At 72.7% G+C, this 24,006-nt stretch carries 25 protein-coding genes; 12 read left to right on the top strand and 13 right to left on the bottom strand.

The annotated features are described in order from the left end of the window. Positions 1-18: 18 nt before the first annotated feature. The 3 genes from FHX39_RS09105 to FHX39_RS09095 all read left to right on the top strand — a co-directional run bounded on the left by FHX39_RS09105 (position 19) and on the right by FHX39_RS09095 (position 3,372). Entirely contained in the window at positions 19-672 is a 654-nt protein-coding gene (locus FHX39_RS09105; RefSeq protein ID WP_183337744.1) for a hypothetical protein, read from the top strand. A 94-nt stretch (positions 673-766) separates the two neighbouring features. Then, positions 767-2,224 (top strand): PepSY-associated TM helix domain-containing protein, encoded by a 1,458-nt coding sequence (locus tag FHX39_RS09100; protein WP_183337743.1) that lies wholly within the window; start codon positions 767-769, stop codon positions 2,222-2,224. Between the two features lie 113 nt (positions 2,225-2,337). Continuing rightward, entirely contained in the window at positions 2,338-3,372 is a 1,035-nt protein-coding gene (locus FHX39_RS09095; RefSeq protein ID WP_183337742.1) for a medium chain dehydrogenase/reductase family protein, read from the top strand. 9 nt (positions 3,373-3,381) lie between these two features. Here the strand turns inward: FHX39_RS09095 and FHX39_RS21730 are convergent, their stop codons facing one another. From FHX39_RS21730 to FHX39_RS09080, 3 genes are read right to left on the bottom strand one after another with little or no spacing between them, the layout of a single operon-like run. Beyond that, positions 3,382-3,696 (bottom strand): low temperature requirement protein A, encoded by a 315-nt coding sequence (locus tag FHX39_RS21730; RefSeq protein ID WP_269778649.1) that lies wholly within the window; start codon positions 3,694-3,696, stop codon positions 3,382-3,384. Continuing rightward, positions 3,582-4,613 carry a low temperature requirement protein A gene (locus FHX39_RS09085; RefSeq protein WP_183337741.1) on the bottom strand — a complete coding sequence of 344 codons (1,032 nt, stop codon included), beginning with the start codon at positions 4,611-4,613 and terminating at the stop codon, positions 3,582-3,584. Before FHX39_RS09085 ends, FHX39_RS21730 begins: the two co-directional genes overlap by 115 nt. 46 nt (positions 4,614-4,659) lie before the next feature. Next, positions 4,660-5,550 carry an excalibur calcium-binding domain-containing protein gene (locus FHX39_RS09080; RefSeq protein WP_183337740.1) on the bottom strand — a complete coding sequence of 297 codons (891 nt, stop codon included), beginning with the start codon at positions 5,548-5,550 and terminating at the stop codon, positions 4,660-4,662. A 152-nt stretch (positions 5,551-5,702) separates the two neighbouring features. On the opposite strand from FHX39_RS09080, the gene FHX39_RS09075 reads away from it, so the two are divergent. The 7 genes from FHX39_RS09075 to FHX39_RS09045 all read left to right on the top strand — a co-directional run bounded on the left by FHX39_RS09075 (position 5,703) and on the right by FHX39_RS09045 (position 13,696). Beyond that, entirely contained in the window at positions 5,703-7,205 is a 1,503-nt protein-coding gene (locus FHX39_RS09075; RefSeq protein WP_183337739.1) for an MFS transporter, read from the top strand. Positions 7,206-7,444: 239 nt separating this feature from the next. Then, entirely contained in the window at positions 7,445-8,392 is a 948-nt protein-coding gene (locus FHX39_RS09070) for a nucleoside hydrolase (RefSeq protein WP_183337738.1), read from the top strand. Positions 8,393-8,496: 104 nt separating this feature from the next. Next, positions 8,497-9,810 carry an ABC transporter substrate-binding protein gene (locus tag FHX39_RS09065; protein WP_183337737.1) on the top strand — a complete coding sequence of 438 codons (1,314 nt, stop codon included), beginning with the start codon at positions 8,497-8,499 and terminating at the stop codon, positions 9,808-9,810. Continuing rightward, positions 9,807-10,736 (top strand): carbohydrate ABC transporter permease, encoded by a 930-nt coding sequence (locus tag FHX39_RS09060; RefSeq protein WP_332836752.1) that lies wholly within the window; start codon positions 9,807-9,809, stop codon positions 10,734-10,736. Before FHX39_RS09065 ends, FHX39_RS09060 begins: the two co-directional genes overlap by 4 nt. After that, complete coding sequence (locus FHX39_RS09055) at positions 10,733-11,632, top strand: carbohydrate ABC transporter permease (protein ID WP_332836751.1); 900 nt, start codon at positions 10,733-10,735, stop codon at positions 11,630-11,632. Before FHX39_RS09060 ends, FHX39_RS09055 begins: the two co-directional genes overlap by 4 nt. Next, positions 11,629-12,645 carry a ribokinase gene (locus tag FHX39_RS09050; RefSeq protein WP_183337736.1) on the top strand — a complete coding sequence of 339 codons (1,017 nt, stop codon included), beginning with the start codon at positions 11,629-11,631 and terminating at the stop codon, positions 12,643-12,645. Before FHX39_RS09055 ends, FHX39_RS09050 begins: the two co-directional genes overlap by 4 nt. 13 nt (positions 12,646-12,658) lie before the next feature. Then, positions 12,659-13,696, top strand: a complete 1,038-nt coding sequence (locus FHX39_RS09045; protein ID WP_183337735.1) for a LacI family DNA-binding transcriptional regulator — start codon at positions 12,659-12,661, stop codon at positions 13,694-13,696. A gap of 9 nt (positions 13,697-13,705) precedes the next feature. Here the strand turns inward: FHX39_RS09045 and FHX39_RS09040 are convergent, their stop codons facing one another. Both FHX39_RS09040 and FHX39_RS09035 read right to left on the bottom strand, forming a co-directional pair. Next, positions 13,706-13,870, bottom strand: a complete 165-nt coding sequence (locus FHX39_RS09040) for a hypothetical protein (RefSeq protein ID WP_183337734.1) — start codon at positions 13,868-13,870, stop codon at positions 13,706-13,708. 126 nt (positions 13,871-13,996) lie between these two features. After that, positions 13,997-14,206 (bottom strand): hypothetical protein, encoded by a 210-nt coding sequence (locus FHX39_RS09035; protein WP_183337733.1) that lies wholly within the window; start codon positions 14,204-14,206, stop codon positions 13,997-13,999. A gap of 345 nt (positions 14,207-14,551) precedes the next feature. Here FHX39_RS09035 and FHX39_RS09030 point away from each other — a divergent pair, with 345 nt between their 5' ends. Further along, entirely contained in the window at positions 14,552-14,935 is a 384-nt protein-coding gene (locus tag FHX39_RS09030) for a VOC family protein (protein ID WP_183337732.1), read from the top strand. A gap of 250 nt (positions 14,936-15,185) precedes the next feature. Here FHX39_RS09030 and FHX39_RS09025 read toward each other — a convergent pair whose 3' ends face one another. The 4 genes from FHX39_RS09025 to FHX39_RS09010 form a co-directional block, all read right to left on the bottom strand. Beyond that, entirely contained in the window at positions 15,186-15,866 is a 681-nt protein-coding gene (locus tag FHX39_RS09025) for a response regulator (RefSeq protein ID WP_183337731.1), read from the bottom strand. Continuing rightward, the gene (locus FHX39_RS09020; RefSeq protein WP_183337730.1) at positions 15,845-17,353 is read right to left on the bottom strand and encodes a GAF domain-containing sensor histidine kinase; all 1,509 of its coding nucleotides are present in this window, start codon (positions 17,351-17,353) and stop codon (positions 15,845-15,847) included. The genes FHX39_RS09025 and FHX39_RS09020 overlap by 22 nt, the downstream gene beginning before the upstream one ends. 280 nt (positions 17,354-17,633) lie before the next feature. Further along, a complete protein-coding gene (locus FHX39_RS09015; RefSeq protein WP_183337729.1) occupies positions 17,634-19,316 on the bottom strand; it encodes an MFS transporter in 1,683 nt (560 codons plus the stop codon). A gap of 9 nt (positions 19,317-19,325) precedes the next feature. After that, positions 19,326-20,483, bottom strand: coding sequence for a PIG-L family deacetylase (locus FHX39_RS09010; protein WP_183337728.1), 1,158 nt, complete (start codon positions 20,481-20,483; stop codon positions 19,326-19,328). Between the two features lie 72 nt (positions 20,484-20,555). On the opposite strand from FHX39_RS09010, the gene FHX39_RS09005 reads away from it, so the two are divergent. Then, the gene (locus FHX39_RS09005) at positions 20,556-21,269 is read left to right on the top strand and encodes a DUF2652 domain-containing protein (RefSeq protein ID WP_183337727.1); all 714 of its coding nucleotides are present in this window, start codon (positions 20,556-20,558) and stop codon (positions 21,267-21,269) included. Positions 21,270-21,306: 37 nt separating this feature from the next. Here the strand turns inward: FHX39_RS09005 and FHX39_RS09000 are convergent, their stop codons facing one another. From FHX39_RS09000 to FHX39_RS20655, 4 genes are all read right to left on the bottom strand, one after another. Further along, positions 21,307-22,506, bottom strand: a complete 1,200-nt coding sequence (locus FHX39_RS09000) for a hypothetical protein (RefSeq protein ID WP_183337726.1) — start codon at positions 22,504-22,506, stop codon at positions 21,307-21,309. Continuing rightward, positions 22,490-23,332, bottom strand: a complete 843-nt coding sequence (locus tag FHX39_RS08995) for a C39 family peptidase (protein WP_183337725.1) — start codon at positions 23,330-23,332, stop codon at positions 22,490-22,492. Before FHX39_RS08995 ends, FHX39_RS09000 begins: the two co-directional genes overlap by 17 nt. A 206-nt stretch (positions 23,333-23,538) precedes the next feature. Then, entirely contained in the window at positions 23,539-23,694 is a 156-nt protein-coding gene (locus FHX39_RS20660) for an SDR family oxidoreductase (protein ID WP_198423318.1), read from the bottom strand. A gap of 31 nt (positions 23,695-23,725) precedes the next feature. Next, positions 23,726-23,878, bottom strand: a complete 153-nt coding sequence (locus FHX39_RS20655) for a hypothetical protein (protein ID WP_198423317.1) — start codon at positions 23,876-23,878, stop codon at positions 23,726-23,728. Positions 23,879-24,006: the final 128 nt, after the last annotated feature.

Raw genomic sequence — 24,006 nt, 5'->3', positions numbered from 1 at the left:
GTTGTCTACGCTCTCCGCATGGGGGCGTCGAGCGGGTCGCGGTCGACGCCCGTCCGCACCCCCGCTCGGGGGTCGGCCCGGCTGAGCCGGGTGGGCCTGCTGTCCGCGGTGCCGCTGCTGCTCGCGACCGGTGCGCACCTGGTCGGCGGCGGGGACGTCCTGCCGGTCGGCGTCCTCCTCGGCGCGGCCGCGCTCCTGCTGGTGTCGACGCTGGTCAGCGTCGACCGGTGCCGGTTCGCCGTCCTGCTGCCCCTGCTCGCGGCCGAGCAGGTCCTGCTGCACCTCCTCTTCTCCGCCGCGGACACCGCGGCGATGTGCCTGCCCTCGGCGGCGGCGGCCGGGGCGCACGCGGGCCACGCCGCGCACGGGGCGGCGGCGACGCTCGACCCGGGTTCCGCGGCCGGCCTGCAGGCCTGCGCCGAGAGCCACGCGATGGGCGCGAGCTGGCTCATGGTCGGCGCGCACGCCGCCGCGACGCTCGCGGTCGCGTGGCTGCTCGCCCGCGGCGAGGCCTGGTGGTGGCGCACGGTCGCCACCCTCGTCCTCCTCGTCGCCGCTCGCCCGACCCGCCGGCGGCCGCGCGCCCTGGCCGTCCTGGCCCGTCCGGTGCTGCTCGCCGGTCGCCTCGTGCTCGACGCCGCGTCACCACGCGGCCCACCGCTCTGCTCCTGAGCCCGTCCTTCCTGCGCGCACCGCGCTCCCCCGGTCCCTCGAGGCCGTCGAGCGGAGCGGCGGTGTCGCGTCCCCGTCGTGACCCAGGAGAACCATGACCACCACCCTCGGCGCCCCCGAGCGCCTGTCCGATCCCGTCGAACCGCCCGGTCCGCCCGACACCCCGGGTCGGCGCCGTCCCACCCGCCTCTTCGCCGGTGTCTGGCGCTGGCACTTCTACGCCAGCTTCCTCGTCGTGCCCGTCCTCGCCCTGCTGGCCGTCACGGGTCTGATCTACCTCTTCCGCTTCCAGCTCGAACCCGCCCTGCACCCTGACCTCCTGCACGTCGACCCCCGTCCGGGGGTGACGGCCGCCGCGTTCGACGACCAGCGCGAGGTCGTCGAGGAGGCCCTCGACGCGGACGGACTCACGGGGGCGTACATCGCCTCGATGACGGAGCCGCGGGACACGGAGTCCCCGACGCGCATCACCGTCACGCTGCCGGACGAGTCGAGCCGCGACTACTTCGTCGACCCCTACCGGCTCGACGTGCTCGGCTCGCTCGACCCCGACGCCACGCTGTCGGGCACGGCCGTCCGGCTGCACGCGAACCTCATGACCGGCTGGGTCGGGGACGCGGTGATCGAGCTCGGCGCCTGCTGGGCGGTCGTCATGTCGCTCACCGGCTACTACCTGTTCGTCCGCGGCTGGCGCGCACGGCGACGGGCCGCACGCCAGGCCCGGACCGACGCCCGCGTACGGCAGACGCACGCCGTCGTCGGTGCGGTCGCGGGGGTCGCGCTGCTCGGGCTGATCGTGTCCGGGCTGCCGTGGACCGGCGTCTGGGGCGCGAAGGTGCAGGAGCTGGCCACCACGCAGGGCACCTCGCTGTGGTCCGACGACCACGGCGGCGCCTCGCAGCCGACCACCACGATGGACGAGTCGCTGCCGCACAGCCACGCGGGCGACGTCCCGTGGGGCCTCGGCCAGACGACCAGACCGACCTCCGACGTCGGCGACTACACGGGGACGGTGGCCAACCTCGACACCGCCGCGCTCGTGGCCGACGAGGCGGGGCTGGCCCACCCGTACACGACCCTGCTGCCGACTACGCCGGACGGCACGTTCGCGGTGATCGGCTACGCCTTCGACGACCCGGGCCAGGAACGGACCGTCCACGTCGACCGCTACACCGGCGCGGTCGCCGGCACGTACGGCTACGCCGACTACTCCGGCGTCGCCAAGGTCGTCAGCCAGGGCATCGCGCTGCACGAGGGTCGTCGGCTCGGCCCCGTGAACATGGCGCTCTCGGCGGCGATGTGCGTGGGGATCCTGTTCCTCTGCGTCAGCGGCCCGGTCATGTGGTGGCGTCGGCGGCCGAAGGGTGCGGGCCGGATCGGCGCGCCCCGGGGACGGATGCCGCTGGCCGCGACGCCGGCGCTCGTCGCCGGGCTGGTCGTCCTGGGGGTGCTGCTGCCGCTGTTCGGTGCCTCGCTGGTCCTGGTCGTGCTGCTCGACCAGCTCGTCTTCCGGCGCTCGCCGCTCCTGACGCGCTGGCTGGACGTGCGCTGACGACAGCGGGGAAGTTCTGGCCGCGACTACCCGGTCAGAACTTCCCCGCTCTCATAGGGACGCCGAACAAGAACCGCTAACACTTGTAAGTCAATGGGTGTAGCGTCACACCTGTGAGCCGAACTGATGACCCTACCGTCGAGATCGTCCTGCCCGGGGTGGTGGAGCCGGACGGGTTGCAGGTGCGGACCCGCGACCTCGCCGCGCCGGGCCGCGGCGAGGCCCTCGTGGACGTCGAGGCGACGGGGGTGTCCTTCGCCGAGCAGGCGATGCGGCGCAACCGCTACCCCGGTCAGCCGCGCTTCCCCTTCGTGCCCGGGTACGACGTCGTGGGACGGGTGACCGCGGTCGGCGCCGGCGTGGACCCGGCCCTCGTCGGGCAGCGGGTGGCCGCCCTGACCAAGACGGGCGGCTGGGCGAGCCGGGTCCTCCTGGACGCCCGGGACCTGCTGCCCGTCCCCGAGGGTCTCGACGCCGGCGAGGTCGAGAGCCTCGTCGTCAACGGGATCACCGCCTGGCAGATGCTGCACCGGACCGCTCAGGTGGCGCCCGGTCAGACGGTCCTGGTGCACGGCGCGAACGGGGGCGTGGGCACGACGCTCGCCCAGCTGGCGCGGCACCACGGCGTACGCGTCATCGGCGCGGCCCGCCCCCGCCACCACGACGCGCTGCGCCGGCTCGGCGTCGAGCCCGTCGACCCCTCCGATCCGGCGGCGATGGACGCGCAGGTCCGGGCGCTGGCGCCGGGTGGGGTCGACGCCGTCTTCGACAACCTCGGTGGCCCGACGCTGCTCCGGTCGTGGCGGCTGCTGGCGCCGGGCGGATGGCTGGTCAGCAGCTCGATCGCCTCCGTCACCTCGGGGAACCTGGTGTGGGCGTTCCTGCGGCTGCTGGCCCGCCTCGCGCTGTGGAACCTCGCGCCCAACGGCCGGCACGCCGGCTTCTACGACATCTGGGCCGGTCACCGCACCCGGCCGGGGAGGTTCCGGGCGCACCTGCGCACCGACCTCGACGCGGTCCTCGCCCTGCTCGTCGCCGGGGTGCTCGTCCCGGAGGTCGCCGCGCGGCTGCCCCTGACGGAGGCGGCCGAGGGCCTGCGGGTCGCCGAGGAACGGACCCGGCTCGGCAAGGTCGTCCTCCTCCCCTGACCGCCCCGCTCAGTCGGCGCTGAGCTCCGCCTCCGGGCGGCGGCCCACGACGGTCCCGTGGACGGCCGCGACGATCGTCACGACCGCGAAGGCCGCGGTGTGCAGCAGGGACGTCGGCAGCGGTGCGGCGCCGAGGGCGAGGACGACGGGGACCAGGACCAGCGGCCACGGCCAGACGGGTCGCCAGGAACGGGCCGTCCCCGCGACGATCATCGCGTTGCCGGCGTAGAAGAGGGCGAGCCCGCCGGCCAGGAGCCAGGCCGACTCCGACGGCCCGGGGGTCTCCGGGTGCACCGCCAGACCCTCGAGCCCGACGCCGACCAGGACCACGCCGAGCGCCAGCGGGAAGTGGCCGAAGACGAAGAGGTCGTGGCGCTGGTCGGCGTCCGGCGGCTCGTCGTCGGGTCCGGGTCGTCGTCGCCGTCCTCCTCGCCGTCCTCCTCCGCGGTCTCCTCGAGCTTGTTCGCGCCGCTGGTGGCCGCCACGTCGAAGTAGGCCCACCACAGGCTCGCGGCCAGCAGCAGACCCGCGATCCCGACCGCGACCGACGGGGCGGCCCAGGAGGCGTCGTGGGTCCCGCGCGCGGCGCCGCCCACCGCCTCCCCGAGCACGAGGATGACCAGCAGCCCGAAGCGCTCGGGCAGGTGCTCGATGTGCAGCGGCAGCCGGTCGTCCCGCAGGGTGGCGAGGACCGGCCCGACGGCGTCGATGAGGACGGCGACCGCCCAGAGCCAGTAGCGGCCCGGGGCGGGGACGGCGACCGAGACCGCCCACAGCACCGTGCTGACGCCGATGCAGAGCAGGTAGACGTTGATGGTGGGTCGCGCCTGCGCCACGTGCCGCCAGGCGCGGGCGTAGAGGCCGAGCAGGACCAGCCGCCCGACGAGGTAGCTCACGGCGAAGGGGACGGCGTACTTCCCGACGGCGTCGGACGCGCTGGCCGCGCAGCCCGCGATGGCCGCCGTCGCGCCCAGCTTGGCCAGCCGGAAGACGAGGTCGTCGGTGTCGAAGCGGTTGGCGTAGAGGGTGAAGCCCATCCACGAGAACCAGATGGCGGTGAAGAGGCCGGCCATGACCAGCAGGCCGTGCCAGGACAGGTCGGTGTAGAGGCTGTGCGCCAGCTCGAGGACGACCAGCACGTACGCCAGGTCGAAGAACAGCTCCAGCCGGCTCGCCGAGCCCGCCCGGCCCAGGTGAAGCCGGGGCGGGCGTACGAGCGGCTGCACCGCACCACGAGTCACCCGTGGAGTGTGACGGACCCGGCGGGTGCCGCTCCCCGTCGTCCGCCTACCGCTCGCAGGCGATGCCGTCCTTGTCGCGGTCGCTCTTCTTGTTCTTCTTGTACGTGGCGTCGTCGACGGTGAAGTCGTCCACCGACCCGCCCTTGTCCACCGCGCCCTTCTTGCCGACGCCGTTCTCGTAGACCTTGTTCAGGGCCGTGCAGTTCTTGTACGTCTTGGCCACCGGGATCACCTCGACGTGGTCGCCGTCGTCGACGACGCCGCCGTAGCCGTACGCGAACGTCCCCGACTGGCTGGCCTTGACCGTCGTCGACAGGCGGCCCTTCTTGTCGCTCTTCACCGTCTTGACCTTGGTGAAGTCGCCGCCGTCCTTGGCGAAGTAGAGGGTCGCCTTGACCTTGACCGGCTTGTCGTCCCGGGCGACCGTGCCCTTGACGGTGATCTTCTTGCCCTTGCGGGCCGGCTCGGGCGAGGCGTTCGTGGAGACCGTCACCTCCGGCGCGGGCACGCCGACCACGTCGACGTCCTGGTAGAGGATGTCGTCCTCGTCGAGCCCGTCGCCGACGAGCAGCGCGACCTCGGCGGGGCCGTCGGCGAACACGCCCTCCCGCACCTGCAGCGCCACCGGCGTCGCCGCGTGGGCGACGCCGTCGCACTGCACGGGCGTCCCCTCGTCCCCGTTGTCGGCCGCCGCCTTGTAGCCCTGCTCGGCCAGCGGCTGGAAGACGATCACGGTGAGGGTGTCGGAGACGGTCGAGCCAGGCGTCCCGCAGGTGTAGGTGACCGAGGCCGAGGCCGTCGTCCGGCTGGCGAACTGCACGCGGGCGCCGTCCACCTCGATCGCCGCTGCCGCGGCCGAGGCGGTGCCCGGCACGAGCGCGGCGGCACCCGCGAGGGCCAGGAGGGACAGCCCGGACAGGGCACGGCGCAGCGTCATTCTGAGAAACCTTTGGCTCGGGATCGGCAGATCCTAAGCCGCGAGCGGTGCTGCACGAGGGCGAACCGGCGGAATGGAACCGGGCCGGACCCGGTTGGAGACGTACGGCGCCCGCGGTCGTGCGCTCCCCTCTACTGCTGGAGAGCCCACCCATGGTCCAGACCATCGCGCCGTCGCGCGCATCCTCCGAGAAGGGGCAGCGCGGCAACCACCGCTGGCTGGCCCTCGGCGTCATCGCCATCGCCCAGCTCATGGTCGTGCTCGACGCGACCATCGTGAACATCGCGCTGCCGAGCGCGCAGCGCGACCTCGGCTTCACCGACGACAGCCGCCAGTGGATCATCACGGCCTACTCGCTCGCCTTCGGCGGGCTCCTGCTCCTGGGTGGCCGGATCGGCGACCTGTTCGGCCGCAAGAAGATCTTCATCATCGGCCTCGCCGGCTTCGCGCTGGCGTCGGTCCTGGGCGGGCTCGCCCCCACGTTCGGCACGCTCGTCGGCGCGCGGGCGCTGCAGGGGGCCTTCGGGGCCCTGCTCGCGCCGGCGGCTCTGTCGCTGCTCACGACGACGTTCACCGACCCGCGCGAGCGGGGCCGGGCGTTCGGCGTCTTCGGTGCGGTGGCCGGGTCCGGTGCGGCCGTCGGTCTGCTGCTCGGAGGCGTGCTGACCGAGTTCACCTCCTGGCGCTGGTGCCTCTACGTGAACGTCTTCTTCGCCGTCGTCGCGATCATCGGCGCGGCGGTCCTGCTCCCGAAGTCGCAGCCCAGCGGGCGTCCCACGTTCGACGTGCCCGGCATCCTCACGATCACCCTCGGCCTCGTCGGCGTCGTCTACGGCTTCTCGAACGCCGAGGTGAACGGCTGGGGGGCTCCCGTCACGGTCGCGAGCCTCGCCGTCGGCGCCGCGCTGATCGTGGCCTTCGTGCTGATCCAGCAGCGGGTCGCGCACCCGCTGCTGCCGCTGCGCATCATCCTCGACCGGGACCGCGGCGGCGCCATGCTGGCCCTCGGCCTCGCGGCGATCGGGATGTTCGGGATCTTCCTGTTCCTGACCTACTACCTCGAGCTGAGCCTCGGCTACAGCGCGCTGAAGACGGGCCTCGCCTTCGTCGCCATGCCGCTGTCGATCATCTTCAGCTCGAACGTCATCGGCGGCCCCCTGCTGCCCCGGGTCGGACCCAAGCTGCTGATCTTCATCGGTGGCATGTTGGCCTCGATCGGCCTGCTGCTGCTGACCCGGACCGAGCTCGACAGCTCGTACGTCACCGTCGTGCTGCCCGGGCTCGTCGTGATCGGCCTCGGGATGGGCCTGATCTTCTCCTCGGCGATCTCCACCGGCACCTCCGGCGTCCAGCGGGAGGACGCGGGCGTGGCCTCGGCGACCGTCAACACCATGCAGCAGATCGGCGGCTCCATCGGCACCGCGCTGCTGAGCACGATCTACGCCGGCTCGGTGCGCCGCTACGCCGCCGCCAACCCGGGGATCCAGGACGTCCAGGCGTACGCCGTCCTGCACGGTTACCACGTCGCCTTCACCATCTCCAGCGCCGTGCTCTTCGCCGTCGCCCTCGCGGGCGGGCTGATCATCCACCGCAAGAGCACCCGCGTCGCCCGCACGGACGCGCACGCCGAGCCCGTCCCGGTCGCCGCTCACTGACGGTCGGCCGGCCCCCTACTCCTCCGGATCAGCGCTTCGGAGCAAGAAAGCGCTGACTCCCGGCGTCCTGCTGTTGCAGCGAGGTGCCGGGAGTCAGCGTTTCGCGCTGATGCTCAAGCTCGATCGTCTGCAGCAAACAAGATCACGAGCGCGACACGGTCTTGGTACCCCCCTTGCGGCCCCGGCCGCAACTCGTGTTTACTCTCGCGCAACACGAGTTGAACGAGGGAGTTCACATAGTGAAGCGCATCATCCTGGACACCGATCTCGCCATGGGCGCCCCCGGGTCCGACATCGACGACGGCTTCGCTCTCGCGCTGGCCCACGCGGATCCGGACATCCAGATCGACCTGATCACGACGGTCAACGGCAACACCGATGTCGAGAGCGCAACGATCCTCACGGGTGAGCTGGCGCGCCGGCTCGACCTCGGCGACATCCCGATCGTCAAGGGCGCCGCGGCGGCCTTCACCCACCCCGAGGTGAGGCGGACCCCGTCCGACGAGGTCCTCGCTCTCAGCGCGGGCGCCCGCCCGGCCTCCGAGGGGTACGCGGCGGTCGAGATCGTCCGGCACGTGATGGCCAACCCCGGCGAGATCACCATCGTGGCGATCGGGCCGCTGACCAATGTCGCGGCCGCGATCCTGCTGGAGCCACGGCTCGCCGAGAACGTGGCCGAGATCGTGATCATGGGCGGCGTCTTCTTCGGCACCATGCCGGACCGCAAGATGCCCGGGGAGTTCAACGTCTGGGTCGACCCGGAGGCGGCGGCGGCCGTGCTGCGGTCCGGCGCAACGCTGCGCTGGGTCGGTCTGGACGTCACGCTCCAGGTGCGCCTCACCACGGCGGACGCCGAGCGGATGCGCGCCGCCGACACCCCGTTCGCGCCCTTCGCCGGTGAGTCGACCCTCGGCTGGATCGAGCACATCAGCCGGTTCGAACCCGACGGCGGCGACTCCTGCGCCATGCACGACCCGCTCGCGGTCGCGGTCGTCACGCATCCCGAGCTCGTCACCTTCGTCGACGCGCACGTCTCGATCGTCACGGGCGACGGCCAGGCCCGCGGGGTCATGATCACCGACCTGCTGCGCACCGACGAAGCCCCGCCCGCCAACTGCCGGGTGGCTCGGTCCGTCGAGGCCGCGGCCTTCACCGAGCACTTCCTCACCCTCGTCGGCGGTCTCTGACCGGCTCCGGCCACCCGTACGACCCTCTCCGCTCGTCCACGAACGAACCCAACGAAGGGAACCCCGCCGTGACGCACCCGAATCACCCCCTCACGAGACGGCGCATGCTCGGCGCCGTCGCCGCCCTCGGCACGACCGCTCTCCTGGCCACCGCCTGCGGGGGGTCCGACGCGTCGTCGTCGGCACCCTCAGCCGGCGGTTGGACGGTGCCCGTCAGCGACCCGACCGCGACGATCAACGTGCTCAGCCACCTGAGCCTCAAGAACGACAAGATGCAGGACGTGATCGACGCCTTCCAGAAGGCCCACCCGACCATCAAGGTCAACTTCGAGACCATCCCCTTCGACTCGCTCGCCAGCACGATCGACGCCCGTGTCGCGAACAAGGACGGCAGCCCGGACGTCTACTGGGCCGACCAGCCACGTATCTCTGCGCTGGCCGCCCGGGGTGAGGCCGAGGACCTGACGAGCGCCTTCTCGCAGTACAAGGACACCTTCGCCCCGACCGCGTACGACGCCGGCGTCTACCAGGACAAGCTCTGGGCGCTGCCGATCGCGAACTCCACCCAGCTGCTCTACTACAACAAGGACCTGCTCAAGAAGGCCGGTCTGCCCGAGCCGTCGGCGTCGGTCGACCAACGGATGACCTGGGAGCAGTTGACCACCGACGCGAAGAAGGCCAAGGACGCCGGCGCCCAGTACGGCTTCCTCTTCGGGCAGTTCGACCGCTACTACCAGCTCGAGCCGCTGCCCGTGCAGCTCGGCGGGTCGCCGGGCGCCTCCGGCGACGGCAACCTGACGCCCGACTTCTCCTCGGACGCCTGGGTCAAGGCGCTCACCTGGTACGGCAGCCTGTTCGCGGACGGCGTCGCGCCCAAGGGGGTCACCTCCGAGCAGACCGACCCGGCCTTCCTCGGCGGGCGGGCCGCCTACATGGTCGAGGGCCCCTGGCTCCTGCCGCAGCTGAAGGAGTCCAAGGTCGACTGGGGTGTCGCACCGCAGCCGGTGTTCGAGGGCGGCAAGCCCGCCACCCCGACCGGGTCCTGGTCGTTGGCGATGAACCCCTTCAGCAAGCAGAAGGAGGCCGCCGCGATCTTCATCAAGTGGATGGCGGTCGACGACGGCGGCGGCGGGTACATCAAGTACCTCCCGGCTCCCGAGCTCGCGGCCAGCACCGAGGGCAAGCAGGTCTACTTCGCCAAGGACGTCTTCAGCTCGCCGCAGGGCAAGGACGCCGCCACGATCATCGACTTCGAGACCAGCAGCACGGCGGTCAACCGGATCTCCACGATCGGCTACATCGAGTTCGAGACGATCATGAACCAGATGTTCGCGGACGTCCGGAACGGCGCTGACCCGAAGAGCGCGATCGACGCGAGCACGGCGCAGCTCAAGACGGCCTGGCAGAAGTACCAGTGAGCGTTGCGAGGACGACGGCGGACCGGCCCGCGCCGCTGCGGCGGCGGCGGGCCGGGCGTCGGCAGGAGCTCTTCTGGGGCGCGGTCTTCCTGGCGCCGGTCCTGGTGTCACTGGTCGTCCTGCGCATCGTGCCCGCGGTGGGCGCGATCACCTCGAGCCTGTACAAGGCCTTCCCCGGCGGGATCATCCCCGCCACGTACGCCGGCCTGGCCAACTACCGCTCCCTGTTCGCCGACCCCGGCTTCAACGCGACCATCGTCCGGACGATCGTCTTCAACCTGATCATCAACCCGGCGCAGATCCTCGTCGCGCTGCTCGTCGCGGTGCTGCTCGTCCAGCGGATCCCGCTGGTCGGGCTGTGGCGGACGCTCATGTTCGTCCCGGTCACCATCCCGATCGTCGGGTCTTGCATCGCCTGGGGCGCTGCGCTCAACCCCGAGGGCCCGGTCAACGCGATCATCAGCGCGCTCGGGGGCGATCCGCAGCCGTTCTTCACCTCGCCGGGCCAGGCGCTCGCCTCCATCATGGTGATCGCTTCGTGGATCGGCATCGGCTACTGGATGCTCTTCCTGGTGTCAGGGCTGCAGGCCATCCCCGAGGAGCTCTATGACGCCGCGAAGATCGACCGAGCGGGCCCGGTCCGTACCTTCCTCAGCATCACGATCCCGATGCTGCGTCGGCCGCTGCTCTTCGTCCTGGTCGCCGACACAGTCGCGAACTTCGTGCTCTTCGTCCCGGTCCAGCTGCTCACCGGCGGCGGGCCGCAGAGCAGCACCACCCTGCTGATGTTCGAGGCCTACCGGACGTCGTTCGCGTACGGCAGCCGTAACCTCGGCGCCGCGCAGGTCGTCCTGCTCACGGCGATCATGCTGTTCTTCGTGCTGCTGCAGTTCCGGCTGCTGCGTGAGGAGGGTGAGTCCTCGTGACCACCGTCCAGCCGGACGTCGCGGTCGCCGCCCCGGCCGCCGGCGGCTCGCGTCGCCAGGTCGGCTCGCGGCCCATGGTGACAGCCGTGCTCACCGCCGTCGCCGTCCTGGTGGCGGTCGCCTTCATCCTGCCCGCCCTGTGGATCCTCGTCGGCTCGTTCCGTCCGACCGAGGACATCTTGTCGAGCATGTCGCCGCTGACCTGGCAGCTGTTCGTGCCCACGGAGGTGACGCTCGACAACTACAGCCGCCTCCTGCTCGACTCGGGTTTCTCCCGCGCGTTGCTCAACTCGGCGTTCGTCTGCATCGCCTCGGTGCTGATCGGTCTCCTCGTCTCGGCGATGGCGGCATACACGCTCGCCGTCTACCGTTTTCCGGGCCGCAACATCGTGTTCGCCCTGGTCGTCATCAGCTTCATGGTCCCCTTCGAAGCCATCGCGATCCCGCTGTCGCAGCAGTTCATCACGTGGGGGCTCGGGAACACGCTCATCGGGCTCATCCTGCCGGGCATCGGCAACGGGCTCGCGGTGTTCAACCTGCGCCAGTACTTCCTCGGCATCCCGGCCTCGTACCGCGAGGCCGCGATGCTGGACGGGGCGTCGGAGCCACGGATCCTCTTCGGGCTCTACCTGCGCATCAGCGGGCCCGCGCTGACCAACTCGGCGGTGCTGATCTTCCTCGGGCAGTGGACCGCCTACCTCTGGCCGCTGCTGGTGATCAGCAACACGCGCCTGCAGCTGGCCCCGGTCGCCCTGGCCAGCACCTTCGGCGAACGCTCCGCCGACTACGGGCAGAACTTCGCGGGCACCGTGCTGCTGGCGCTGGTCCCGGCGATCAGCATGCTCGTGCTGCAGAGGTTCTTCGGTCGGCTGTCGTTGACCAGCGGGGAGAAGTGACCGTCGCTGAAGCCGGCGTCGTCGGTCCCGCGCCTTCGCCACGCCCCGCGAAGGTCATCGTCGTCGGGTCGGCGAACCAGGACTACATCGTCCGAGTGCCGGCCCCGCCCGGCCCGGGTGAGACCGTGCTCGCCACGAGTTTGCTCAAGCAGCCCGGGGGCAAGGGCGCGAACCAGGCGGTGGCGGCAGCGAGGCTTGGCGGCGACGTGACGCTCGTGGCCTCGGTGGGCGACGACGACGACGGCGCCCTGCTCATCCGGCAGCTGCGCTCGGAGGGCGTGGACACTGCCGACGTGGAGATCATCAGTCGCGGTCGGACCGGCCTCGGCCTGGTGTCGGTCGACGACTCGGGCGAGAACTCCATCACCGTGGTTCCCGGCACCAACTTCGCCCTGACGACCGACCGGGTCCGCCGCACCATCGGTCGCGTCGCAGACGAGACCGGAGCAGCGACGATGATCGCTCAGGCCGAGGTCCTGCCGGAGATCTTCACCGCCGCCATCCGCGCCGCTGAGGCCTCGGGTGCTCGCGTGATCTTCAACCTCGCCCCGTTCCAGCCGGTCGCAGACGACCTGTTGGCGGCCTGCGACCCGTTGGTGCTCAACGAGGCGGAGGCGAGCGGCCTCTTGGGCCGTCCGGTGGGAGGTGCGGCACAGGCAGCGCGCGCCGTCGACGAGCTGCGCGGCCGCGCCCGGTCGGTCGTCGTCACCGTCGGGGCTGAGGGAGCGTGCTGGGCAGACGCGTGGTCGTCCGGGCACGCACCGGCCGAGAAGGGCGTGAACACCGTCGACACCACGGGGGCCGGCGACGCCTTCGTCGGCGCGGTCGCGGTCGAGCTCGCCCGGGGTGCCACGCTCGAAGAGGCCGTGACCGTGGGCGTCCGAGCTGGCACGTTCGCCATCACCAGTCCCGGAGCCCAGTCGTCGTACGCCGGCCGCGAGGACCTCGGGCTCGAGCGCGGTCCGGTGGATCGACCGACGCGCGTCCTTCATCCCTGCGGCGCTCCGGGGTGACGTACGGTCGTCCGTGGTCGTGACCCGGTCGGACGTCGCACGGGAGGCTGGTGTCTCCCCCGCCGTCGTCAGCTACGTCCTCAACAACGGACCACGTCCGGCCTCGGCCCAGGCCCGCGCCCGGGTCCTCGACGCGGTGCAGAAGCTGGGCTACCGGCCGAACGCCATCGCCAGCGCGCTTCGCGCCGGCAGCACGCGGACCGTCGGGTTCCTGACCCCGAACCGGGGCAACCCCTTCTTCGGCGCACTGGCGGAGGCCGTCGAGCAGAACCTGAACGACCAGGGCTACCTGATGCTCGCGGCCAACACCCATGGCTACCAGCCAGACGAGCTGAAGCTGCTCCGGACCTTCGTCGACCGGCGTGTGGACGGGTTGATCATCTCGGGCGGCACCACGCTCGTCGGACCAACGCTGCAGGAGGTCGAGCAGCCGGTCCTCGTCTTCGACGACCCGGGTAGCTGGGCCGGGTGCTCCTCCGTCCAGCCCGAGGACCATCTCGACGCCGCAGCCGCCGTGGACCACCTCCAGAACCACGGGCACGACCTGATCGCTTGCGTCGTCGGGCCCCCTCGGATTGGTTCGGAAGCGAGACGGTTGGCGGGCTGGCGTGCCCAGCAACGGCTGCGCGGCGTCTACGCGGGGGACGAGCTCGTCGCCTTCGCCGACCAGAGCGAAGCGGGAGGTGACCAAGCCGCCAGACTCCTCCTGAGCGACCACGGGCGTCCGGCCACGCTTCACGGCCGGCGACCCACGGCCCTCTTCGTCGCGTCCGACGTCCAGGCCATTGGTGTCCTGTGGGCCTGCCACGAGCTCGGCGTGCGCGTCCCGGAAGACGTTGCCGTCGTCTCGATGGGCGGCACACGTGCCGCCGCCTACTCCATCCCGACCCTGACGACCGTGCGCCAGGACGTCGTCTACCTCGCCACCACCGGGTGCACCCAGCTGCTGCGGCTCGTCGCGGATCCTCTGACGCCGCAGACCCATCTGCGGGTGCGGGGCAACCTGGTCGTCGGCCAGACCTGCGGCTGCACGGTTGCCGGGTCCGGCTAGCCCTTCTGGTCACTCCTCCCGTACCGGGTCCCGGGCCCGGTGCCCCGCTGGCACGAGCGCGATGACGACCCAGCCGAGGGCCATGGACAGGTGCAGGTGCACCGCGTCGGCGCCAGTGAAGAGCGGGCTCGCAAGCTCACCGCTGACGCTGTTGTTGGTCGCGTGCAGCAGCATCGCGACGAGGACGCTCTCCCGGGCGAAGCGCTAGACGCTTGCGATGACAGCGCTCACGGCCATGATCACGACGAGGTCGGGGCCGGTGAGGAAGAGCATCACGGCCAGCAGCACCGAGAGCTACGTCTAAGCGCGGAGCGCCGCCACGCTGTTCTCACCCGCCTGCCACACGACGGTGAGCACGATCGCGGCCCCGGCCAGGTCCTTCAAGCCCAAGCGTCCCTCGGAGAGCGCGAGTACGACGACCGCCGCGACGAAGGGGGCAAAGCCCGCCGGCCCGCTCAAGGACGACCAGCCGAGCAGCCAGGCGCCGTAGGGCCCCAGGAGAACAGGCACGCCAGCACGAAGAAGGCGCCCAGCGGGTGACGGCGCACCAGCGAGCGGGCCGCGGGCAGGCACGCTCGAGCTCCGTACGAGAGACGTCGGGCCGGGGCGTACTTCGGAGCGGTCGGCGGCAAGGTGGGCCATGCCCCTCACGCTTCTCGTCCGCGGCGCCGGTGTCATCGATCGCAGATACCGGGTCTGCGGAACCGCAGGGTCGCGACGGGGGCGGGTCTGGCCCCTGGAGGGTCGGCAGTCCGCTGCTGACGGGGACGTGTCGTACGGTGACCAGACGCACTGCAAGTACGACCCGGACGGGGTTGCCGGAACGGGCGGCTCCTCGGGTCCGAGGAGGTCAGCGTGCGGATCGACCAGCTCGACCACCTCGTGCTGACCGTAGTCGATCTCGAGCGGACGGTCCGCTTCTACGTCGACGTCCTCGGCATGGAGGCCGTGGTGTTCGAGGACGACCACGTGGCGCTGCACTTCGGCGACAGCAAGATCAACCTGCACCAGGCCGGGAACGAGTACGAGCCGAAAGCCGCCCGTCCCGGACCCGGGACGGGTGACCTCTGCTTCACCACCTCGGACCCGCTCGACGTCGTGCAGGCCGAGCTCGCCGCCCACGGGGTCGCGGTCCTCGAGGGACCGGGCCCGCAGACGGGTGCCCGGGGCCCGTTGCGGAGCGTGTACATCCGCGACCCGGACGGCAACCTGGTCGAGATCAGCAACGAGCTGGGCTGACAGGGACGGTGGGCGATCCGTACGCGGGACCAAGGTCCCGCGATCGAGGACCATCGACGCTCGCGGTCGGCCCCGGGGTGCGACGAGGCTGGCTCGGGGCCGAGCCGCCCCGGCGGGTACGCCTGCTCGCGGCGCGGCCCCGGCGGGGGGGCTGCCATGTCGCCCCGCCCGGTCGTCTGCCGCGATCTGGACCCCCCCTCCAGCGCGCCGGCCGGGCGGGGTCCCGCCGGAGACCCGGCGGCGGACCGGCTCAGCCGCGTGCCTCCGACTCGTCGTGGCGGACCTCGGTCCGCAGGACGGCGGCCTGGGTACGGCGCTGCAGCTTCAGCTTCGACAGCAGGCTGGAGATGTAGTTCTTCACCGTCTTCTCGGCCAGGAACAGCCGCTGCCCGATCTCCCGGTTGGAGAGACCCTCGGCGATGAGGTCGAGGATCTCGAGCTCGCGCTCGGACAGCCCGCTGATGCGGCTGTCGGGCTCCGGCGGGCGCCGGAGTCGTTCGAGCAGCTTGCCGGTCATGAGCGGGTCGATCAGCGACTGCCCGGCGGCCACGGCCCGGATCGCGTCGGTCAGCGAGGACCCGCGGATCTGCTTGAGCAGGTAGCCCGACGCCCCCGCCAGCACCGCGGCGAAGAGCGCCTCGTCGTCGTCGTACGAGGTGAGGACGAGGCACCGGGTCGCAGGGTGGCGCGACCGCACCTCGCGGCACAGGTCGATGCCGCTGCCGTCCGGCAGGCGGGCGTCGAGCACCGCCACGTCGGGCCGGCAGGCCGGGATCCTCGTCAGCGCCTGCGCGACCGTCGAGGCCTCGCCGACGACCTCGATGTCGGAGGTCCTCGAGAGCAGCTCGGTGATCCCCCGCCGGACGATCTCGTGGTCGTCGAGCAGGAACAGCCGGATCGGGGGCCGGGTCACGTCAGCGGGATCGACCATCGCAGCACCGTCCCGCCCGCCGGCCGCCGGCTGAGGCGACAGCTCCCCTGGCGCTGGAGCGCGCGCCGCTCGAGGTTGTGCAGACCGCTGCGCCGCGACAGCCGGTCCAGCCCGATCCCGTCGTCGGAGACCACCACGGTGAGCGCGGCGCCGAAGGCGGTCACCCGGACGGACACGCTCGACGCCCGGGCGTGACGCACCACGTTGCTGAGCGCCTCGCGGCAGACCGCCTCGACGTCACCGACGAGCGCCTCGTCGGCGAGCGTGTCGACCGGGCCCTCGAAGCTCACGTCGGGGTCGAAGCCGAGCCCGGGCGTCGCCTCGTCGGTGACCTCGAGGACGGCGGACCGGAGCGTCCGGACCGTCTCCGACGCCTGCAGCCGGAAGATCAGGTTGCGGATCTGCCGCACGGTCACGTCCAGGTCGTCGACGACCGAGACGAGCCGGGGCGCGGTGACCGGGTCCGACGAGCCGGCCAGGCCCTCGAGCGTGAGCCCGAGGGCGTACAGCCGCTGGATGACGTGGTCGTGGAGGTCGCGGGCGATGCGTTCGCGGTCCTGCAGCACGACCAGCTGCTGCTGGTCGGCGCGCGCCTGGGCCAGCTCCATGGCCAGGGCCGCCTGCGCGGCGAACGACTCGCTCAGCACGAGGTCGCTGAGGTCGAACGCCGGGCGCCCGTGCCGCCGGACCACGACCAGCGCGCCGCGCGAGCCCTCGGAGCCGTGGAGGGGCAGTCCCAGCACCGCGCCGACGTCCACGATCGAGCGCAGGTGGATGACGAAACCCTCCTCCACCTCCTGCGAGCCCATCCGGACGCCCTTGCCGGTGGCCAGCGCGAGGGCGGCGACGCTGCGCAGGGCCGGGTAGGTCATGCCCTCGATCTCGGACGCCCGTACGCCCCGGGCGAGCTGCACCCGGAACGTCCCCGGCTCGGACGCGGGCACGACGACCGAGACGACGTCGGCCCGGGTCAGCGCCAGGACCGTGTCCGCGATGAGGGCGACCGGGTCGTCGCCGGGCGACGGGTCCAGCAGGGCCGAGCTGACCTGGGCCACCGCCTCGGCCCAGTGCTGGCGGCGCTGGCTGTCCTCGTAGAGCCAGCTGTTCTGGATGGCGAAGCCGGCCGTCACCCCGAGGGCGTCGAGCACGGCACGGTCCTCCGCGGTGAAGCCTCCACCCCCGGCGGGCTCGGAGAGGTAGAGGTTGGCGTGGACCGCGTCCCGGACCGTGATCGGCACCCCGAGCAGGCCGTGGTCGGCGGCGAGCCCGCCGTTCCTGCGGACCGCGTCGTCCGGCGTCCCCACGTGGACGAGCTCCGCCGGCTCCCCGTCGGTCCCGACCACGCCCACGGCGGCGTAGCGGGCGTCGACGAGGTCACGGGCCGACGAGGCGATCTGACGGAGGACGGTCGTCATCGACAGCTCGCTCAGGATGGCGCGGTCGGCCTGCATCAGCAGCTCGAGACGGCGCTGCGACAGTGCGACCACGGGGGCCTCCGGGTCGGCCAGCACGTCTGCCTCCCGGGGGCCTCGACACGTCACCGCGGTGGAGGGCAGCACCCGGCTCGGTCCTGCTCCCCACCTCGGTCGGCAGCGGTGACCTCCGGCGCCCCCTGAGTCCCCCAACTCGTGCGCGCCTCGGGTCCTCCGCTGACCACCTCAGTGAACGCCCCTGCCCGGGGGCGGCGACAGGGACTTCCGTCCCGAATCACCGGGACCAGGGCGTCTCCGGGCGGCGGGTCCCGGACCGGCCGTCGAAGCGCAGGAGCTACGGGAGCGGAGGTTCCTCGACCGCGTCCGGGCCGCGCTCCTCGTCGGCGGCGTGCAGCGAGGCCAGCCGGGCGCGGGCGAGGTCGTCGGTGGGCCGGTGCCCGGTGACGGCGCCGACGAAGCCGTCGCGGTCGAGGACCAGCAGCCGTGCCGGCGTCAGCGTGGTGACGGTGGCCGTCCGGGGACCCGGCTCCAGGAGGGCGATCTCGCCGAAGGCCTCGCCCGCACCCAGCCGGCGGACCTCCCGCCCGTCGCGGACGACCACCGCCGCACCGGACGCGAGGACGTAGAACTCGGCCGCCGGCTCGCCCTGGCGGACGACGTCGGTCCCGGGGTCGACCCGCCGGACCTGGGCGCTCCGGGCCAGGCGCTCGACGCCCACGAGCGACAGGGCGGCGAAGAGCGGCACCCGGCGCAGCAGCTCGACGTCCTCCGTACGCCCCCCGGCCAGGGCGTCGAGGCGGCTGAGCCGCCGCCAGGTCAGCACCGGGGCCAGCGCGAGCACGGCGCCGGTCAGCACCATCGCCCCGCCCAGCCCGAGCGCCGCCACGAGCGGCGGGGCGAGCAGCGAGCCGAGGGCGACGACCGCGGCGGCGAGCGCGTTGAACGCCCCCCAGGCCCGCCCCGCGAGGTGGTCGGGCACGAGCCGGTTGACCAGCGTGTAGCCGGAGACGTCGAGCAGCGCGTTCCCGAAGCCCAGCAGGGCGAGCGAGGCCGAGGCGGGACCGGCCTGCGGCCAGATCCCGATCGCCACGACCGGCAGGCCCCAGAGCACGATCCCGAGGGCGATCCAGCGGCTCCCGCGCCGCGGTCCCAGACCCATCGCCACGACGGCGCCGACCAGCCCGCCCAGGCCCATCGCGATGAAGAGGCGGCCGGCCAGCGACTCCGAGCCGCCGACCACGGAGGTGGCGACGAGGACCACGAAGACGTTCAGGAGCCCGCGCATCACGGTCTGGCCGAGGAAGAGCGAGACGGCCGGCCGCAGCCCGGGCCGTGCGAGCACCCGGAAACCGAGCAGGGGTGCCAGCCACGCGTCCCGGGTCGAGCCGGGCACGCGCCGGGCCGGCACGAACGGGGTCCGGATCGTCGCGGCGACGACCGCGGCCACGCCGAGGAGCACCACCAGCACGCCGAGCACGCCCGGGGGGCCCAGCACCCCGAGCAGGGCCGCGCAGAGCCCCGGCCCGACGACCGTGCCCAGCGCCTCGAGCGTCGCGAAGCCGGCGTTCGCGGCGATCAGGTCGGTGGGTGAGGTGACCAGGGTCGGCACCATCGCCTGCAACGTGGGCCGGACGGCCGCCGACAGCGCCGAGCCGGCCGCGACGACCACGAGCAGGGCCGGGAGCCCGGCGTCCGTCACCGCGCACCACACGAGGAGGCCGGCCAGGACGGACGAGCCGGCGTAGACCGCGGCAAGCAGCCGGCTGCGGGACCAGCGGTCGGTCAGCACCGACGCGGGTGCGCTGAGCAGCGCCGCCGGGAGGACGCGTACGGCCCCGACGAGCCCGACGGCCGCCGGCCCGGAGGCGTCGAGCGCCAGCAGCGAGACGGTGATCAGCAGCGCCCAGTCGGCCGTGATCCAGACGCCCCAGACGAGCAGGAGCCGGGCCAGGTCACGGTGCCGCAGCGCCTGCCGCGTGCCGCGGAGCCGTTCGCGCAGGACCCCGGCCGCGCCCACGTCGCCGCCCTAGCCGACCACGGTGAAGTGCTCGGTGCCCAGCAGCGGCCCGAGCACCCGGCGGGGCAGCAGCTCGGGGTCCAGCGCGTACTGCGAGCGGTGCGCGACCAGGGCGGCGATCTTCTGGTCGAGGGCGGCGCCGACGTCCAGCGTGACGTCGCCCGCCGGCGCGGGGGGCACGACGGGCGTCCGCCCTCCCGCCTCCGGTGCGGTCACGGTCGCGGTCGCCCCGATGCCCCGCCCGGCCGACAGGTCACGGCCGCGGGGCGCGAGGACGAAGCACGTCACGTCGTCGCGGGCGATCACGTGGGCGTTGCGCGGGCGGCCGCTCGCCAGACCGTCCTGACCCACGAACGAGCCCGGCCCGCTGCTGTCCTTGGTGACGAGCGTCCCCGCGGCGTCCTCCACCACGATGTCGACGGTGCCGGACAGGAGGCAGAACAGCTCGTTCGACGGCTCGCCCTGCTCGATCACGTACGACCCGGCCGGGAACCACTGGACCTGCAGGTGGTCGGCGGCGAAGCCGAGGACCGACGAGCCGTCGGCGAACAGGCGCAGGGCGTTCCCGAAGCCCGCGGTGCCGGCGAACCGTTCCTCGCCCGAGGTCAGCCAGTCGACGAGCAGGTCGAGCAGGAGGCGGTCCTGGGCCGGGAACCGGGCGTGGAGCACCCGGGGCGGGCGCGTCAGCTGCGCCCGGGCGGCGAGCACGGCGCGCGAGGACGTCATGTGGTCGGGGTGGCCGAAGCCCCCGTCCTCGCCGAACGTGACGACCACGTCGGGCGCGAGACGTTCCAGGATCGAGCGGACCAGCGCGACCACCTCGGGGAAGGGCCGGCCGGCCAGGGTGCCGTCGCCGAGGTCGAGGCACTCGACGTGGTCGATGGCGAGCGCCGCCGCGGACGCGTGGAGCTCGGCGACCCGGGTGGCCCCGAGCGTGCGGCGGGTGGCCGTCGCCGAGTCGCGGATCTGCCCGGCGTCGCCCCGGGTCAGGGACACGACGGCGGTCTCGGCCCCGGCCGCAGAGGCGCGGGCGATGGTGCCGCCCATGCAGAAGACCTCGTCGTCCGGGTGCGCGAAGAGCCCGAGCACCCGCAGCGGCCGGCCGAGTGGTCCGGCGGGCCCGAGCAGGGCCGCGAGGTCGTCGGGGAACGCGGCCGGGGCAGTCATGCTGCGCACACGCTAACGGCTGGGCCCTCCGGGGTCTGGCCCTGGTCGACCCGCGCTGCTAGCGTCCGCAAGATGCCCACCAGGCGCGCGCTGCTGCTGATCGCCGACATCGGCGGCTACACCGAGTACATGACCTTCCACCGCAGCGTGCTCGGGCACGCCGAGGCGGCGACGGCCCGCATGCTCGACCGGATCGTCGACGCGGCCCGGGGCTTCCGGCTGATCGAGATCGAGGGCGACGCCGCGTTCCTCGCCCGCGACGTGGACTCCCTCGACGGTGCGTCCGCGCTGGCCGCGGCCACGGACGCGACGGTCGCCATGCACCGCGCCTTCCACACCGAGCGCCGCTTCATCGAGCTCAACATGTGTCCCTGCGGCAGCTGCAAGCAGACCAACGGGCTCAAGCTCAAGTTCGTCGCGCACGTCGGCGAGGTGGCCACGCAGACGATCCGTCGACGCGAGAAGCTCGTCGGGGTGGACGTGATCCACGTCCACCGGCTGCTCAAGAACCCCGTCGCGGTGCCGGAGTACCTGCTGGTCTCCGACGACCTGCTGGACGCGGGCGGCGCCGAGGCCGACGGCCTCGTCACCCACGCGCTCGCGCTGGACCTCGAGGGCATCGGCCCGGTCCGGACCCATTACGTCGACCTCGAGGACCTGGCCTCCCACACCCCCGCCCCCGACCCGTCGTGGCCGCGGCGGATCGGCGGGACCTTCGCGATGGTCGGCCGTGGGCTCCCCCACATCGTCCGGCGCCGACGGGCACCGGCTCTCGGCACGGTCTGATCCGGGCCCGCCGGGCGGCACCGGTCCTCGTCCGGCTTCAGCAGCCGGTGCGCCCGAGCGGGCCGACCGCGTCGGTGTCGAGCAGGGTCTGCACCGAGCCGCGGTCCTTCGACGCGGGCGCGAAGCCGACGGTGACGACCGGGCCGCCGTCGGCGTAGATGCCGCCGTAGGTCGGGGTGACCTGCGCGGAGGACCAGCTACGCAGGTCGGCCGCGTACATCGCGTCGTCCGCCGCGTAGACGACCACGTCGCCGGCGATCCGCGGCAGCTGGGGCGAGTCGTCCGCCTCGAGGAGCCGCCGCGGCTCCGGCCAGCCGGCCCGCCAGACGTCGACCTCACGACCCTTGGCCCCGCCGACCCAGGTCAGGGTGTCGGCGTCGCCGGCCAGGTAGTACGGGCCGCGCACGCCCGCCAGCGCGGCCGGCACCTCGGCGGGCTCGTGCGTCGCGAGGTCCAGCATCCGCAGCGTGCTGGTCTTCCCCGGCCCGTCGCTGTCCGCCCAGACGAGGTCGTCGCCGAAACGGACGGGCGCCCGGCCGTAGCCCTTGCTCAGCCGTACGGTGCGGCCGTCCTCCAGGCGGTAGCCCGACAGGACGGTGTGCTCCGGGTCGGCGTCACGGGTCTGGGTCCAGTAGAGCCAGCCGTCGGCCAGGACCGGGTCGACGAACGGCGTCTGCATGAGGTCGCCGTGACGGTCGGGCTCGCCGTGCGCGACGCGCACCGGCTTGGCGGTGCTCCGGCTGTCCCAGACGTAGAGGGAGAAGTCCTCGAAGCTCGAGTACGACTGGTCGACGCGGTAGGCCAGGTAGCGGCCGTCCCAGGTCGCGCCGAGCACCTGCCACTCCGGGTGGTCGAGCCCGAGGTCCTGCACCACGCCGCGCTCGTCGCCCCGGCGCCACTCCAGGACGTGCTGCTCGCCCTTGACCGTGGACACCAGGAACGTCGTCCCGTCGGCGGCGCCGAGCGCGACCGTGAGGGTCTCGCCCTTCGCCGGGTCGACGACACCGTCGTCGAGGGCCGCCTGCCACCGCGCGGGCAGCTCGACGCGGCACGGTTCCTCGGCGCTGACCGTCGCCGGGGCGGTGGTCGGGCCGGGCGAGGTCGCGGGGGTCGCCGCGGTGGCCGGGGCCGTCGCGGAGGCGCCGGGTCGGGCCGGCGTCGTCGGTGCCGAGCACCCGGCCAGCAGCAGGACGGTCAGGCCGACGACGAGGGGCCGCGACCTACCAGATGTAGCCACGGGCCCCGAAGATCGTGACGATCTTGTCGGAGTCGATCTCGTTGTAGCGGTCGACCGGCCCCTGCCAGGAGATGCCCGAGCCGGAGACCGGGTCCGCGTAGCGGGTGGTCTCGCCGTCGTCGTCGTAGCCGCGGACCGCGACCCAGTGGTAGATGGTCCGGTTGGGGTGGCCGTTCAGGTGCGGGCCGTTGGTGACCTCGACCGCGTTGCCGGCGATGCCCTGCTTGTGCACGGCGATGTCGGTCACGAGGCGCTTCTTGTACGTCTCCTTGTCCGACTTGCTCGGGCTGTACGGGAGGTTGGCCGCGGCGTACTCGACGTCGTCGCCGTAGTGCTCGAGCGCCTTCTCCATCGGGTAGTTCCCCGCCCCGCTGTACCAGTTGGTCCCGTTGCGGGTGGTCTTCAGCCGCTTCGCCGCGGTGGTCTGGGAGATCTTGGTGCCGTCGACCTGGACGAGCGTGGCCAGCGTCGCCGGGCCGCACCAGTAGGTGCGCGACTGCGCCTTCTGCTTTACCGACTTGAGCGACTTGTGGCTCGGCAGGTCGGGCTCGTCGTCAACCGCGGCGAGGGAGCGCGCGTTCGGGCCGGTCTGCCCGAAGGCCCTGGCCACCTCGGCGTCCTTGCGGGCCGTCTCGCGCTGCTGCGCGGCGGTGAGGACGGGTACGCCGACGACCGGCGACTGCTCGACGCCCGACGCTGACGGCGACGCCGGCGGCGGGTCCTGCACCGACCTGCCGTTGCCGCCCGCCCACGCCGGACCTGCGAGCAGCGGCAGCCCCAGGCTCAGCGCGGCGAGCAGTCCCAGCCGCGTCGTTCTCCGCAGCATGTCAACCCGTGCCGGCACGATCGATCCCTCTCGTCAGCCCCGAGCTGAGCCGACGACCCCGTCGGTGCGGCGACCTTAAGCAGGTCTCAGGGAAGGCGCAACCGATGGGTCTGAAGGGGCGAGTGAGACTTGAGCGTCGAGGTCTGGCTCTCGACGTCGACCGCACCTCGAGGTCCCGACCCGGTGCGAGGGCCAGGGGTCAGGCGTCAGGGGAGGATCGAGTCCACGTAACCCCCGTCGGCGCGGACGGCACCCCCGATCGTGGCGGAGGCGAGGTCGGAGCTGAGGTAGGCGACGAGCCGGCCGATCTCCGGCGGCTCGATCAGGCGTTGGACCAGCGACTGCGGGCGGTCCTCCGCCATGAACCTCGGCTCCGCCTCGTCCCACGGGAGGTCACCGGCGAGCTCGCGCGCGAAGTCCTCGACTGTGGATCATCTCGGCCGGCGTGACGATCGCGGAGTCGCTGGCGATGCTGACGACCCGGCCCCACCGGCGCTCGATCATGCCCGGCAGGTAGGTCCGGACCAGGCGGACGGCCGAGAGCACGTTCACCTCGAAGGAGCGCCGCCGACCTCGTCGCGGACGGCCTGCGCCGCCGTGGTGGTCCGGTCCTCGTCACGGCTATTGACGACGAACGTCCAGCCCCGGCCCGGGCGAGCTCGACGGCGATGGCC

Source organism: Microlunatus antarcticus (assembly GCF_014193425.1).
In the GTDB taxonomy this organism is placed as follows: domain Bacteria; phylum Actinomycetota; class Actinomycetes; order Propionibacteriales; family Propionibacteriaceae; genus Microlunatus; species Microlunatus antarcticus.
This window is presented reverse-complemented; position numbering and strand designations above follow the sequence as displayed.

Excerpts from the sequence above, each read along its gene's own strand:
- FHX39_RS20660 (WP_198423318.1), bottom strand. The coding sequence starts at position 23,694 with ATGGCGGAGGACCGCCCGCAGTCGCTGGTCCAACGCCTGATCGAGCCG.
- FHX39_RS09010 (WP_183337728.1), bottom strand. The coding sequence starts at position 20,483 with ATGACTGCCCCGGCCGCGTTCCCCGACGACCTCGCGGCCCTGCTCGGG.
- FHX39_RS09005 (WP_183337727.1), top strand. The coding sequence starts at position 20,556 with ATGCCCACCAGGCGCGCGCTGCTGCTGATCGCCGACATCGGCGGCTAC.
- FHX39_RS09040 (WP_183337734.1), bottom strand. The coding sequence starts at position 13,870 with ATGCTGCTGCACGCGACCAACAACAGCGTCAGCGGTGAGCTTGCGAGC.
- FHX39_RS08995 (WP_183337725.1), bottom strand. The coding sequence starts at position 23,332 with ATGCTGCGGAGAACGACGCGGCTGGGACTGCTCGCCGCGCTGAGCCTG.
- FHX39_RS09080 (WP_183337740.1), bottom strand. The coding sequence starts at position 5,550 with ATGACGCTGCGCCGTGCCCTGTCCGGGCTGTCCCTCCTGGCCCTCGCG.
- FHX39_RS09075 (WP_183337739.1), top strand. The coding sequence starts at position 5,703 with ATGGTCCAGACCATCGCGCCGTCGCGCGCATCCTCCGAGAAGGGGCAG.
- FHX39_RS09065 (WP_183337737.1), top strand. The coding sequence starts at position 8,497 with ATGCTCGGCGCCGTCGCCGCCCTCGGCACGACCGCTCTCCTGGCCACC.
- FHX39_RS09105 (WP_183337744.1), top strand. The coding sequence starts at position 19 with ATGGGGGCGTCGAGCGGGTCGCGGTCGACGCCCGTCCGCACCCCCGCT.
- FHX39_RS09025 (WP_183337731.1), bottom strand. The coding sequence starts at position 15,866 with ATGGTCGATCCCGCTGACGTGACCCGGCCCCCGATCCGGCTGTTCCTG.
- FHX39_RS09100 (WP_183337743.1), top strand. The coding sequence starts at position 767 with ATGACCACCACCCTCGGCGCCCCCGAGCGCCTGTCCGATCCCGTCGAA.